General features: G+C 35.3%; 11 protein-coding genes and 3 pseudogenes. 9 read left to right on the top strand and 5 right to left on the bottom strand.

What is annotated here, in order from left to right; translation table 11 throughout:
* Window positions 1–842 precede the first annotated feature (842 nt).
* The 5 genes and pseudogenes from mnmG to ABWU58_RS00545 all read left to right on the top strand — a co-directional run.
* Window positions 843–2,765 (top strand): tRNA uridine-5-carboxymethylaminomethyl(34) synthesis enzyme MnmG, encoded by a 1,923-nt coding sequence (gene mnmG, locus ABWU58_RS00565; RefSeq protein ID WP_353283674.1) that lies wholly within the window; start codon window positions 843–845, stop codon window positions 2,763–2,765.
* An 8-nt stretch (window positions 2,766–2,773) separates the two neighbouring features.
* Window positions 2,774–4,441 (top strand): aminopeptidase P family protein, encoded by a 1,668-nt coding sequence (locus tag ABWU58_RS00560; protein ID WP_353283270.1) that lies wholly within the window; start codon window positions 2,774–2,776, stop codon window positions 4,439–4,441.
* A 119-nt stretch (window positions 4,442–4,560) separates the two neighbouring features.
* Complete coding sequence (locus ABWU58_RS00555; protein WP_096641498.1) at window positions 4,561–4,926, top strand: hypothetical protein; 366 nt, start codon at window positions 4,561–4,563, stop codon at window positions 4,924–4,926.
* Between the two features lie 214 nt (window positions 4,927–5,140).
* Window positions 5,141–5,461, top strand: a pseudogene (locus tag ABWU58_RS00550) (IS4 family transposase); the annotation flags it as partial.
* A gap of 169 nt (window positions 5,462–5,630) precedes the next feature.
* Window positions 5,631–5,760 (top strand): annotated as a pseudogene (locus tag ABWU58_RS00545) (IS4 family transposase); the annotation flags it as partial.
* Between the two features lie 127 nt (window positions 5,761–5,887).
* Here ABWU58_RS00545 and ABWU58_RS00540 read toward each other — a convergent pair.
* Window positions 5,888–6,235 (bottom strand): group II intron maturase-specific domain-containing protein, encoded by a 348-nt coding sequence (locus ABWU58_RS00540; protein WP_353283269.1) that lies wholly within the window; start codon window positions 6,233–6,235, stop codon window positions 5,888–5,890.
* Window positions 6,236–6,438: 203 nt separating this feature from the next.
* Here ABWU58_RS00540 and ABWU58_RS00535 point away from each other — a divergent pair, with 203 nt between their 5' ends.
* Complete coding sequence (locus ABWU58_RS00535; RefSeq protein WP_353282736.1) at window positions 6,439–7,461, top strand: IS110 family transposase; 1,023 nt, start codon at window positions 6,439–6,441, stop codon at window positions 7,459–7,461.
* Between the two features lie 140 nt (window positions 7,462–7,601).
* Here ABWU58_RS00535 and ABWU58_RS00530 read toward each other — a convergent pair whose 3' ends face one another.
* The 3 genes and pseudogenes from ABWU58_RS00530 to ABWU58_RS00520 form a co-directional block, all read right to left on the bottom strand.
* Window positions 7,602–7,913 carry a hypothetical protein gene (locus ABWU58_RS00530; protein WP_353283268.1) on the bottom strand — a complete coding sequence of 104 codons (312 nt, stop codon included), beginning with the start codon at window positions 7,911–7,913 and terminating at the stop codon, window positions 7,602–7,604.
* 24 nt (window positions 7,914–7,937) lie between these two features.
* Entirely contained in the window at window positions 7,938–8,039 is a 102-nt protein-coding gene (locus ABWU58_RS00525; protein WP_353283267.1) for a hypothetical protein, read from the bottom strand.
* 462 nt (window positions 8,040–8,501) lie between these two features.
* Window positions 8,502–9,245 (bottom strand): annotated as a pseudogene (locus ABWU58_RS00520) (IS5 family transposase).
* A 928-nt stretch (window positions 9,246–10,173) separates the two neighbouring features.
* On the opposite strand from ABWU58_RS00520, the gene murD reads away from it, so the two are divergent.
* From murD to ABWU58_RS00505, 3 genes are all read left to right on the top strand, one after another.
* Window positions 10,174–11,580: a UDP-N-acetylmuramoyl-L-alanine--D-glutamate ligase gene (gene murD, locus ABWU58_RS00515; RefSeq protein WP_353283266.1), complete on the top strand. Its 1,407-nt coding sequence runs from the start codon at window positions 10,174–10,176 to the stop codon at window positions 11,578–11,580.
* A gap of 7 nt (window positions 11,581–11,587) precedes the next feature.
* Window positions 11,588–12,178 carry a COQ9 family protein gene (locus ABWU58_RS00510; protein WP_353283265.1) on the top strand — a complete coding sequence of 197 codons (591 nt, stop codon included), beginning with the start codon at window positions 11,588–11,590 and terminating at the stop codon, window positions 12,176–12,178.
* Window positions 12,179–12,268: 90 nt separating this feature from the next.
* Window positions 12,269–13,615 carry a hypothetical protein gene (locus ABWU58_RS00505; protein ID WP_353283264.1) on the top strand — a complete coding sequence of 449 codons (1,347 nt, stop codon included), beginning with the start codon at window positions 12,269–12,271 and terminating at the stop codon, window positions 13,613–13,615.
* Here the strand turns inward: ABWU58_RS00505 and rsmD are convergent.
* The gene (rsmD, locus tag ABWU58_RS00500; protein WP_353283263.1) at window positions 13,612–14,160 is read right to left on the bottom strand and encodes a 16S rRNA (guanine(966)-N(2))-methyltransferase RsmD; all 549 of its coding nucleotides are present in this window, start codon (window positions 14,158–14,160) and stop codon (window positions 13,612–13,614) included. The two genes, ABWU58_RS00505 and rsmD, sit on opposite strands and share 4 nt — an antisense overlap.
* Window positions 14,161–14,207: the final 47 nt, after the last annotated feature.

Raw genomic sequence — 14,207 nt, 5'->3', positions numbered from 1 at the left:
AACTGCCAGTTCTTTTCACTTGAGCGATGCAACAAAGCTATCCCAGACTGGAATGACAGCAGTCCTACGTCATACCACCGCGAACCGTCATACCGCGATTCATTCGCGGTATCTCTAGATCCCGCTAACAAGCAGCGGGATGATGAGGTTATCGTCATGCCACCGCGAACCGTCATACCGCCGCGGTATCTCATCCGCTAACAAGTAGCGGGATGACGGTTGTCGTTTAGCCATAAATATTTAAGAAATTTACCAAGTGGAAAAAAAGGCAAAAGAAACCCTAGTCACTGTCTATTTTCTGTATTGGCGTTTTTTAAGTCTTAAACACTGCAATTTAGCTGCTTTTAAATGCAACTAACCTTAGCTTAAATGTTTAAGAAATTTACTAAGCAGAAAAAAAGGCAAAAGAAACCCCGTGGTAATTAGTGTTCACTTCCTAATCCTGCAAATTGGCGTACTATACTGTCTTAAACGACTTATAAGCGCGTTTCAGCTTATATAGGTAAAAACCTAGAAATATTGTGAAGACATAAGGTGCACATAGTGCAAAAAATTAAAAATAAGACGCCAACTACGTTGTTTTCTTGCTGTTTAATCTGCACAGATGAAGATAACTGAATACCTTCAGTATCATGGTAAGGGGGCTGGCGAGGTTTGTCAAGTAAGTTTTGCATTCAATCCGTTTCTATAACTTAGATGCCAGTGCCTGCTACTTGGCTCCCGGTTATAATGTTTGTGTGGTTATGTCACAGCACTGGGTAACAGGAGAGGTATCACTATAAAATTTGACATTAACCGTTGATAATCGGAATATTAGTAGAGTAAGAATTACTCAAGAAAGCATGCATAAATATGACGTAGTAGTAGTAGGTGGTGGCCATGCAGGGTGCGAAGCTGCTGCTGCGGCAGCTCGCCTTGGTGCAAATACGCTGCTTATAACCCATAAAATTTCAACTATAGGAGAAATGTCCTGCAATCCAGCAATTGGAGGAGTTGCAAAGGGTGTTGTAGTTAGGGAAGTTGACGCTCTTGATGGAATAATGGGAAGAGCAATCGATCAAGCAAGCATACACTCAGTCATTTTAAATAGCAGCAGAGGTGCAGCAGTGTGGGGACCGCGTGCACAGGCAGACCGAAAATTATATAAGCAGGCAATACAGGAAATTATTCTAAATTATAACAATTTGACGGTAAAAGAAGAGTCAATTGACAATTTTCTTATAGAAAGTGATAGCAACGGGGAATCACATATAAGGGCTGTAATAACAAGCTCGGGGGAACATATACTAACAAGCAGAGTCGTTTTAACTACAGGAACTTTCCTACAAGGTGTGATTCATATAGGAGAGCAAACAACTCTTTCAGGGAGAATGGGAGATAAGTCTGCAGTAGAACTTGCAAATACGTTGAAGAAGTATGATTTTAGATTAGGTAGATTGCGTACCGGAACTCCACCAAGGCTTGATCGTAATACTATAAACTGGTCAATATTGCAAGAACAAGTGGGTGATAACCCACCTGTGCCGTTTTCTTATCTCACAGAAAAAATTAACCAACCTCAGGTATCATGCTTTATTACCCATACTAATGAAAATACACATAAAATAATTAGAGAAAATCTTCATAGGTCAGCTTCTTCGTATTTGGATGACATTGTTGCACCAAGATACTGCCCATCCATTGAAGTTAAAGTTAATAAATTTGCAGAAAAAAGTAGTCACCAAATATTTTTAGAACCAGAAGGGCTGGATGATGATACTATATACCCGAACGGAATTTCAAATTCATTGCCTATTGAAGTGCAGTGTGAAATGATAAAGAGTATCAAAGGACTTGAAAACGCAGAAATATTGAGGTCTGGATATGCAGTTGAGTATGACTATATTGATCCACGAGAACTAAGCCATACTCTTGAAACTAAGAAAATTAAAGGTCTATATTTTGCTGGCCAAATTAATGGCACCACTGGATATGAAGAAGCAGCAGGGCAAGGAATTATCGCTGGAATTAACGCAGCACTCTCTGCATCTGAAAAAAAAGAAAGCTTTGTTCTCCATCGTACAGATTCGTATATCGGTGTAATGATAGATGATTTGGTCACCAAAGGGGTGATCGAGCCTTATAGATTATTTACCTCACGTGCAGAATATAGGCTAGCTATCAGGTCAGACAATGCGGATAGAAGATTAACACAAAAAGGTTATGATATTTCCCTTGTTTCGCATGAGAGATACTCTGTTTTACAGAATAAACTTGAATCCATTAAGCAGCTTGAAGAGAAGTTAGGGAGTCTGAAAATTACTCCTGAGCAGCTTAGGTCTTATGGTATTAAAATATCTTATGATGGGATAAGAAAAACGGCACTAGATTTACTCAGCTATCCAAACATCGACTGGAATAAATTACAAGAAATATGGCCGGAGTTAAGCAGCATCACGCGCTGGAATGACACCGCAATGGGTAGCATAACTAAGAATGAAATATGCGAAGCAGTTGAAATTGAAGCAAAATACAAACCTTATCTAATAAGACAAGAAGCAGATATGAAGTTTTTACGAGAGGAAATTAACACTCAAATTCCAATTGATTTTAACTATTCACAAGTTAAAGGCCTGTCAAGTGAAGTAATAGAAAAGTTGCAGACGATAAAACCAACGACGATTGGCATTGCAAAGCAAATACAAGGCATCACTCCCGCAGCGATAGTGAGCATATTAGTGTACCTTAGGAATAAGAAAACGAAAGTAGCTGCTAGTTTTGCGTGAGGTATTCCATGTCAAAAATCGAAGAATTTCGATCTTTTATGCGTGAAACAAATGTTGACGCATTTATATTGCATACTAAAGATGAATATTTAAATGAGTATTCAGACGAGCTAACTAAGTTATGTGGCTTCACAGGAACAAATGGGCTGCTTATTGTCACAAAAAACAACAAGTGCCAATTTTTTACAGATGGACGCTACATCACACAAGCTCGCAATCAGCTCGATCGGGGCAATTTTCAAGTATATAATATACAAGAAGAGGATCCACGCGAATGGATAAAAGCAAACTTAACATCGACTGCCTCACTAGGTTACTATTTGCAATATTTTACCATAGAAGATATAAGAAAGTATGAGAATATCTGTAAATTAATACCCTGTTTAGCTGGAAAAAAAAGTGACTATCGAAAACAAGCAGTGGTTTTACATTCTATTGAACATGCTGGTGAAGGTAGTAAGGACAAATGTGAAAAAGTCGCTAAAAGCATAGATAAAGAAGCTGAAGCAGTGCTCCTGACTGATCCAAATTCAATTTCATGGTTATTAAATTTAAGAAATGAAAATGCCCAATATACTCCATGTATATTGGGCCGTGCTATATTGTATAAAAGCGGTAATGTTGATTTGTTTATTCAAGATAAAGAACATTCAACTATAGAAGCAAATTTAGGCAATCATATAAATATTTTTGATATTAGTGAGCTAGAAAATTCGCTGCACAAGCTAAATTCAATAGTTATAGATCCAAACACAACTCCAATGAGTATCATGGCTGTAATAAAAGATAAACAGGTAGCTGAAAGAGAAGATCCTTGTCTAATTTATAAAGCAGTAAAAAACCAAACTGAAATAGCTGGGACTATAAATGCGCATATCAGAGATGGAGTAGCAGTTACAAACTTTCTACATTGGCTTGAAAGTAATGTTGGTACAGAACTTGAAGCTGAAGAGAAACTCTTAGAATACAGAAAAGAGCAGAATTTGTTTAAACAATTGAGCTTTCCAACAATTTCAGCATTTAATGAAAATGGTGCAATAATTCACTATCGTGCAAGCAGTAAGACGAATAAGGTAATTCAGAAAAGTGGACTATATTTGATTGACTCTGGTGGCCAATACCTTAATGGCACAACTGATGTGACAAGAACTGTAGTGGTTGGTAATCCGACCAATGAGCAAATAACCCACTATACAATAGTGTTGAAAGCTCACATTGCTATAGCAAGTGTCATCTTTCCTTCTGGCACTACTGGTGGAGAATTGGATATATTGGCACGTACGCATTTATGGAAATTTGGAATGGACTATATGCATGGTACAGGGCATGGAGTAGGAAGTTACCTATCAGTACACGAAGGACCACAAGCAATATCAAAGGGCAATAAAGTGAAACTCACGCCAGGAATGATACTTTCCAACGAACCTGGTTATTACATTCCGGGAGAGTATGGAATAAGAATTGAAAATCTGATGTACATCGACAGACAAGAAAATAGCTTTTTACATTTCAAACAACTGACCTTCATTCCATATGATAGAAGGCTAATAGATGTGCAAATGCTTACTAAAGATGAAGTTGAGTGGATAAATAGCTATCATCAATTTGTCTATGAAAACTTAGAAAATAGCGTAAAAGATAAGGAATGGTTAAAGAAGGTATGTGACCATTTGTAAGCAAAGGAGCATTTTTTATTGTTTAAAAAGTATTAATGCAATTGTGATAGGTATTTTGTATTGTTTTTAATTTAAAAACGATATATAATAAAGAATACTTATTTTTAGGTAGACATATTATGATAGACAAAGGACAAGAAGATGAATTTATGAAGCAGTATATGGATACTTGCAAAGAGCAAATAGAAAAATTAGCCAAGGATCCTGAATTGCTTAATCAGACTTTAAAACCATTTATGCAAATGTCCCAGCAGCTTATGGCTGGCGGTATGTTAGAAGGGGCTATGCCTGGCATGGTGCCTGATTTGGGTAGTATGGATGTTAACAAGATGATTGCTCAGATGAAGGAAATGATTGACTACATAAGAGGTAACTATAAGGAACTAATGAAAGAGCATAGCTCGCAGATTCAAGAGCTTGATGAATCCAGTAAAAAGCTAAGAGGCTTAGTTAAAAAATTGATAGAAAAGATCGAAAGTAAATAAACAATATCTAACGCAAGTCTCTTCTGTCATTCTATGCACAGCTGCATAAGTGTCTAGTTTGAGTGACAAGTCGAGCATGAGCTGTCGGTTAGGGAGTGTTAAATAAACCATACGCGTCAAGTTAAGGGACTGTGGTAATAAATTTGGTGTAAAGAAAAGAAAAAGAAGATATAAGTTCTCCTAAATTTAACAAACAAAATGGAGAACTTATACAATGAAAAGAATAGTTTGCATCTCAAAAAAGCTCAAAGAATTTTTTAATGAAAAAGCAGATAAAATCTCAGCTACAACAGGATTCATAAAAAGAAAGAGGAAGCTAAAAGGCTCATCGTTCGTAAAAGCCATAGTCTTGGGTAATATAGGGGTTGATAATTGTAGTATAGAGACAATGTGTCAATTATTGAATGAAGACTCGATAAATATAACAAAACAAGGTCTGGACTTTAGATTTACCAAGGAAGCAGTGGAATTCATGAAAAGAATGTATAATGAATCTTTAATGTTACTTAAAAATACCTTGCAAGTTGATTGCAGGTATCCGTTCAGCCAATGGCGTCAACTTAAGGAAAAATATCAGTGATTGTGTATAAAACTTCTCTCTAAAATTTTTACCATTAAATTACCCAAAAGCTGCAATAAACAGCACTTTTGTTTCTGTTTTATTTCAACAAAGAAGTCTAAAATGTGTCCTTTTTAGGTGAAACATGCAAAAAGGAAAAAATCTTATTCTACAAATTAAAAATATAATATACTCGAAAACTTTTCAGAGAATCCATTGTGTTGAGTTTCACACGAACAAGAAAACTTCCTTTTATGACAGTATTTTCTATGATGTAGGATCGAGAACTGGCGCGCTTCTTTTAGGGCTTGGTGGCTGATCCATTATTTTCATCCTGGACCTCAATCCAAAATTCCCATATTTACGTTTCCAGCTCCCGCCTCGTCAAACGCAGCATCCGCACTACGCTTTCCTAGTAGATTCTTTACCAAAGTCTATAACATATTGTGCTGGCAAGGCTTTCGGAACGTAATATCTTATTCTATAGTCCGAATACAGACCAAGCTTACCTATCCATTCCATACTCCACCTCTTCCAGCCAAATCCTTTTCGCATTTTTCTGGATTTCATTAAGTTGCGTCTTATTTTCTTGTTTACCCAGTATTTTACGTAGTTAAAGCTTCGATTTGAGTTCCCAATCCTAAAGTAGTTTATCCACCCTCTCAATATTGGATTGATGATTTTTATCATTTTCCTTATTGGTTGCGATTTATGTCTTCGAAATACCTCCTTGTATCTTGAAAAAAGCATCTAATGTTTTAAGCTTAAGCGTTAGGTGGAGAAGGGAAGAACTCTGTTCTCCTCCTTAGATATAAAATCTGTACTGAAGATAAGAGTTCCCTTCTCAAAAGTAAAGGCTGGACGGTATCTTAGAAAAACCTAAATGGTTCTAATTCTGTATTCACAAGGTTAGCCTTACTTTTCATTTAAAATGGTAACATATGGGGTTATATATGATCAACAACTTTTTAGGTATAGATGTTTCAAAAGAACGCTTTGATGTTTCTCTCTCATTCATAAGCAAAAAAGGAAAACGTGAAAGTAGGAAAAGGAATTTTAAAAACGATGATACTGGGTTTCAAGGTCTGATGAACTTTCTACAAAAACATAACCTAGAAGAAGTAAAAGCCTGCATGGAAGCTACTGGTTGTTATAGTGAAGCTTTAGCTGAATTCCTCCACAACGCTGGACATTTTGTTAGTGTTGTAAATCCAGCTTGCATAAGGTTTTATGCAAAAAGTAAGCTTGCACGACAGAAGAATGACCAGACTGATGCAGAGATTATTGCAGATTATTGTCAAAGACAGGAACCTTCTCGTTGGACACCACCTTCTCATGAAAAGAAACAATTAAAACAGCTTTATCGCTGCTCAGTTGCATTAAAAGATGAATTGACATTAGTAAATAATCATTTAGAAAAGAAAGAGAGACTGCCTGAAGAAGTTGTAAATGTTTGGGAAAACTTAGCAATTAACATAGAACAATCAATAGAAACAATAAAAAATTCCATACGTGAACTATTAAAACAACACAAATATTTGTTGGAGGATTTTCAACTTCTATTAACTATTCCAGGAATAGGAGAGGAATCAGCAATAGCTATTTTAGCTGAAATTCCTGATATAAAAGCTTTTATAAATGCCAGACAATTGGCAGCATATGCAGGAACTATACCACAAAATATAACGTCAGGTACATCTGTACATGCCAAGCCCAGATTAAGTAAATCTGGTTCACGAACATTATGTAAGGCAATGTACTTTCCTGCTATAGTAGCTAAGAATCATAATCCTATTATTATGACTTTTTGCGAAAGGTTAAAAGAGAAAGGCAAGCATAACATGGCCATTGTGGGAGCTGCAATGCGTAAGTTACTCCATATTGTTTTTGGTGTTTTAAGGTCAAAAAAGGCTTTTGATCCAGATCATATCAAAAACTACAGAGCTAGGAGTTTGGCTGAAAGTTTAGTGCTTTAAAATCAAAAAATGCTCCAATCACATCTTATGTGAAATAGTATCTTACACAAATTTTGTAGTTGGTTAGTGAATATGTTGATAAGTAAATTAATTTTATACGTACAAAAAAGCGGAAATTTACTTATCAACATATTCACTAACTATAATCTGTGTAACGTTACACAAAATGTGAATTGGAAGTATTTTTTGATTTTATGATACAGCTTGAACAATTTTTGTAATTTTTTTGTTGACTTGCAAGACGGTATCTTCAGTCTCTGAAGCAAATTTGTTCGAGCTTTCATCATTGGTGTTCTTTGTACACTCCACTTTCCTTGTTTTGTGATTCTCTCTCGAAAATCAAATCCTAAAAAGTTGAACGTTTCTCCCTTCTTTAGATGGATTACTTTTGTCTTTTCTTCATTTACTCTTACTTCTAGTTTTGCTAATTCTTCTTGTAACCTTTTGTACACCAACTTCTCGAGCTATTCCCATCTCTAGCGCCCGTCTATTAGTATTACTATGTCATCTGCCCATCTGGCGTATTCTATACGTTGATATTTCCCTTCTCCAGTCACCTCTTTTGCCTTCTCTAGCATTTTGTCTACCTCATTTAGGTATATGTTGCTTAATAGTGGCGAAACTACTCCGCCAACAACGTTGCAAAAAACATAAAATTAGAGAAAAGCATTTCTCGAAAACTTCTGTGTCCAAAGACAAGAGTGCCATTTATTTATAGTGCCAACAATCAATTAACCATCAGTTTCAATGAATGATATGAACATATTATTTCAAGGAAAGTTCATGGGAAATAAGAGATTAGCTATACGGATTAGCTGTAGCTATGAAACTAACCGGTTGGCAGAAAAGTATTTGTTAGATACTTATGAAAAAGCCGTGTCAAAGCAAGTAAGCCAAAAAAATTTAAAACATAAAAATGGGATTCAAGGAGGATCAAATGGTAACAGTGAGTTTATATGCAAGAGTTTCTTCGGGGAAACAAGCACAAGAAAATACAATAGCAAGTCAAGTTGCAGCTTTAGAACCTGTCTTGAAAGGAGCTAAGCAGCTAATTTAGCAAGCATAATAGTAATCATATTAAAGGAGATATTAGTTTTTGAAGTAAGAGGAATAATCCTTGCTCATACGTCTAAAATTGGAAAGCCAAGCAAAAGTTCTTTCAACAATCCACCGTTTAGGAATAACTTGAAATCCTACAGCATCAGCTGCTTTTTTAGTAATCGTATCCTGTTTTCAATAAACAGTAATTTTGCAATTTACCAATATATCCCTGATCAGCAAAAAACCTTTGTAGCGTTGGAGCTTTTCGTTTAGCTTGAGTAAAAAGATTTAGAGCACCATCACGATCTTGAATGCCTGCACTATGAACATCAGCTGTAATAATTAGGCCTATTGTATCCACAATGATGTGGCGTTTTCTACCCTTTATTTTCTTGCCAGCATCATATCCTCTGGATCCCCTTTTTGAGTGGTTTTCACTGATTAATTATTCCTACCGAAGGTATTTCATTTTTGCCAACCATTTTTCTTACCTTTTTTACTAACATATCGTGTATTTCTTCCAATTTGCCACTATTACGCCACCTGAGAAAATAATCATACACCGTTTTCCATGGCGGAAAATCTTTTGGCAGCATTCTCCACTGGCAACCACCTTTCATTATGTATCTTATTGCATTAATAATTGTTCTAATATTGTGTTTTCTTGGCCGTCCTACTGCACCTTGTGCAACACTTGGCTCCAAAATTTCCCATTCTTTGTCACTTATATCACTTGGATACATTTTTACCTACTATTTTTTACTTATCTCATCATATTCTCTTTCTCATTTCTTTTCAAGACAAGTTCTAAGAGTATCATCTTTGATATATTTGGCAAAATCCATTTTTCCTCACTTAACACTATTGTATAAGTATTTTACTCAGTATTTCAGCAACTGTCAATTTTGCTAACAAATTACGTGAAAATTTATAGAAAACACTGAACTCCGTAGCATTACAAAAAATCCAATTATTTTCTTGCATTACTCTCTGTCATCCAAGTAGCTAACACTGGTTCCTTTATGACGGCAGTGCCCTCTTCTTGTCATCCCAGTGCCCTTATAATGTCATCCCAGTGCGTGACACTGGGATGACACCCTACTAGCGGAAGTTACTCTCAAATGTTTGTTCATGTTAGCTACAAACATTAAGAAATTTACCAAACGAAAAAAAAGGCAAAAGAAGCCCCGTGGTGGTTGGCTATTTACTATGTACTAAAATATCGGCGTTTTTTTATTCTAAAACGCTTGATTAAGAGCGATTTAGTTACTTTTAACTTGCAACTAACCTACACCGCAAGTGTTTAAGAAATTTACTAAGCAGGAAAAAAGGCAAAGAAACCCCGTAGTAGCTAGCATTCAAATTCTCCCTTGTCAATTTGACGTTTTTTGCTGTCTTAAACGCTTTGTAAGCGCGTTTCGGCTTATATAGGTAAAAACCCAGAAATTTTTAAAGACATGCGATGCACGTAGTGCGAAAAATTAAACATGAGACGCCAAATACCCTAAGTTTTTTGTCATTAACCTGCACAGATTGCGAAGATAAATAAATAGCTTCATTCTCATGATAAGGGGACTGGCGGGGTTTGTCAAGGAAGTTTTTTGTTTCTACTGAATGACAGTTGTAACCTACGCAAGAAGTCTGTTGTAGTTTGTACGATATCTTTATAAAATGGTTCGCATAAGTTATCTAGCAGTGCAACTAAACAAATACAAAAATCAAAACGTCGCGGTTTTTGGTCTTGGTAAAACTGGTTTATCCGCCATTAACGCTCTAATAAAGAATGGTGCAAGAATATATGCATGGGATGATCATGAAGAGCAAATAGCAAATGCAAAAATGATGTATAAAAAATGTAATTTTATTCATCCCAAGGAATACAATTGGCATGAGATCAGTGCATTGGTTTTAAGCCCTGGAGTGCCAACAGAGCCACATTGGATAGTAAAACTTGCAAGGAGATTTGATTGCAAAATAAAATCAGACATTGAGCTATTTCTTGAAGCTAAAACTACGAACCAGAAGGTAATAGGCATCACAGGAACAAATGGTAAATCAACCACTACATCACTAATAGGGCACATATTAAAATCTGCAGGGAAAAAAGTAGCTATTGGTGGAAATTTAGGCGTTCCTGTTTTGGATCTAGAAAGAGATGCAGAAATTTATGTAATTGAATTTTCCTCTTTTCAATTGGAGTTGATGAATGAAATTAACGTGGACATTTCAGCACTGCTCAATATTACACCAGATCACATAGATAGGCATGGAAGTATGGAGAATTACATAGCGGTTAAATCAAGGCTGATAAATAGTAGTAAGGTTGCTGTGATAGGATGTGACAATGAGATTACTGCTGATATATTCAACAAATTCACTGGGAATAAAATTCCAATATCAGCTCCGGTGTCACCCTCTTTGTCATTCCAGCCACTTCTTTTGTCATCCCAGTGCTTGGCTACTCGGATCCAGAAGATCTCGTTAAAACTAGAGAATCATAGCTTATCAGTAAGTGATGTGAAAGTAAACCTAATATCCAATGCAGAAAACATAGCAGCCGCATATGCCGTATGTAAGCTACTTGGAGTAGATAGCAACACTATTATCAATGGAATCAAGTCCTTTTCAGGACTGAGGCATAGGAATGAACTGCTTGGCAAAATAAGAAATGTGTTTTTCGTGAACGATAGCAAAGCAACTAATGCAAAGTCGAGCGAAAAGGCGATCTTATCTTATGAAAACATAAATTGGATCGTTGGTGGAAGAAGCAAAAAAGGTGGAATAGAATCATTAAGCAAGCATTTCACAAGGATTAGAAAAGCTTTTCTTATTGGGGAATCAACCGAAGCCTTTGCAAACACTATGGAGAATAAAGTAGATTATGTTAGATGTTGCAACCTAGAAGATGCATTCAGATTGGCTTTTGAAGAGGCCTTAAATAGCGCAGAAGAAGTAACAATATTACTTTCTCCTGCGTGTGCTTCTTTTGATCAATGGAAAAATTTTGAAGAACGCGGCGAAGCATTTTGTAGAATGTTTGAAAATCTCAGGTACAATCACACATGCTGTTTAGTATAATGCTACTGTGGAACAAAAGTTAATAATAGATAAGCTAATTAGGGTTATTCCATTTGAAGGGATAAGCGATGAAACCCTATTAAAGGTGTGTACTGACCTTAATCTAGCTAATAGCTTTTGCAAATTTCAGAATGGAATATATAGCGCTTTGGAACACATAGCAGAAAACTTAAATAGCTCAATGGAGGCTGAACTAAGAAATTCCAATTTAGAAGATATGAAAGTGCGAGAGCGAGTAAAGTTAGCTATTCAAATACGCCTTTCAAACTACGCTAAGCTACCGAATTATAGAGAACTTTTAAAAAATGTTTTATCATTCTCCGTATCACCAAAAAATACATATTTTTCTAGTAAACTTTTATACAGAACTATTAGCGCGATTTGGTATGGCATTCATGACCAATCAACAGATTTTAACTACTATACAAAAAGAGCAATATTAGCTGGAGTGTACTTAAGTACGATACTTTTTTTTATCAATGATTATTCAGAAGATTTTGCGGATACTTTATCGTTTCTTGATAAACGTATCAACAATGTCATGACATTTCAAAAATTCAAAACTCGCTTAAAAGGAATCATAGGAAATTTCTTATAAGCTTTTCATCATACTGGTTATTCATATTTATATTCTCTTGTTTTTTTTTGATCTTTATGTTAAAATAGCTTAATATTTATTAACAATAAAATGAAAGTTATTTATTACACCAATGGTAATATCAAGCCAGAAGAAAATGCAAAACACGTGATAAACTTTTTTGGAGTACTTGGGTGTATTAAGGTTAATGCACTCGGTAAAAATGCACCTGACGGGCAAGAAAGTAAGTTAGTTAAGCATTATTTTGACTATCCCTATTTCTCTAGAATTGTTAATCCAAAATTCTTCCGAGAAGAATTAAAAGCTGAAGAAAAAAAATTCAATAGGAGAATAGTATCGCTATGGTTATGTTTTGCTATATTGTCCACTGCTTCTATTGTATCGTTATACTTGGCATACCAGAATCAAAAATCAAAAAAGGTAATTACAGGGTTAGCTTTTACGTCGGTAGTGCTATCAATTTTGGCTACCATATGTTTTGTCGTACTTTGCTTATGGGTATTTTTTAATTTTGTTAAGGAAAGGTTTGTCATGCATAAAATGAAAAGCTTTTTGGAAAATGAATTCAGTCCTGAGTGGATAAAATGCTTTAAAAATGAACTTATAGGCGAAAAATCAGAAACAAGTGCAGAAGCTCATGATCAGGAGTCAGAAAAAAACAAAGATATAGAAGAGATTATTGAATTCTTTTTGAAAAGAGGAAAGGTTTTAGCACTATATAAGTTTCTAACAAACGGTGAAAAGTTAGTTCAAGCAGGAATGGCAATGGTAAATATGTTGCTTATGGATGGTATACATCCAGATAATATAATTTTAGACACTAATTCTCTTGGAGGAGGAGTTGCAGCAGAAGTTTTAAAAAGACTTGAAGATCAGGGCATTCATTTAACACTAATTCACAGTAATTCTTATAGCTCACTTAAGGATGCAACTAATAACTTTCCTCATGGGGTAGGGAATTTTTTCATGAGACGGCTTCCTGCAAAATTCTTGAATTTTTGGTTTAGTCGTTGCGGATTGGAATTTAATTCACGAGAGATTATAGAGAATACAAAATGTCCTGTATTGATTGTTGGTAGAAAAGGTGATACTGTAATTCCACAGGAAGCACAACTCGTTGGTAAACTTCCAGATTCATCCACATCTGAACGGTTTAGATGGAATATAGTACTTGAACACGATCCTCAAAACACGGAGTGTAAGAGCAAAAATATTCATGCTGATCATAAAGAACATTTAGTTTATCATGAAGATAACGGTAGTATAAAAAAGTATGAAGAAAAAGAAAATAAATTTATTGAAGAAGCACGTGAATATTTAATAGACTCTGAATTTAATAAAAATTTTGATCTAGAGAAGTACAGAAAAAGTGGTTTCTCTGGAAAATTGACGGAAATAGAACTGAAACCCATCAATGAAAAGTATATGCAAGTTTAAGTTAATAAAGAAAGAAAAATTATTCTTGCTATACCGTAAGTACGTTCCAAAATTACACCAAAATTTTTATTGCACTCAAAACCTTCGTTTTTCCTAATCTCTAGAATTATCAATGCATCATCACTTAACCAGCCTGAGTGAGCTAGTCCATTCAACGTTGATTCAACTAGATTGCTATTGTAAGGTGGGTCTATAAAAACTACATCGCACTTTGAAATAGGTTGTGGCAATTTGTTAGCACTGCAACAAATTAGCGTGACATTGTTCGTAATTCCAAAATCTTCTGCTGTTTTTTTAGGCAGTTGCAAATTGTAATAATCTGAATCCACCATGAATGCATATTTAGCGCCGCGAGAAAGCGCTTCAAATGAAAAAGAGCCACTTCCGCAGAATAAATCAAGTACATTCAAGTTATAAATAGGTTTTCTTGAGGAAAGTATACTAAATATTGCTTCTCGAACAATACTCATAGTTGGCCGTGCAGCTAAATGCTTACCTGTAGTTATTTTTCTTCCGCGATATTTGCCTGCAATGATGCGTAGCATATTAAATAAGCTCCAAAATAACTAATTATTTAATACTATATGATTAA

The organism is Wolbachia endosymbiont (group A) of Pogonocherus hispidulus (assembly GCF_964028195.1).
GTDB lineage: Bacteria > Pseudomonadota > Alphaproteobacteria > Rickettsiales > Anaplasmataceae > Wolbachia.
The sequence above is the reverse complement of the archived record's forward strand: the minus strand, read 5'-3'. Positions and strand labels throughout refer to the sequence as shown.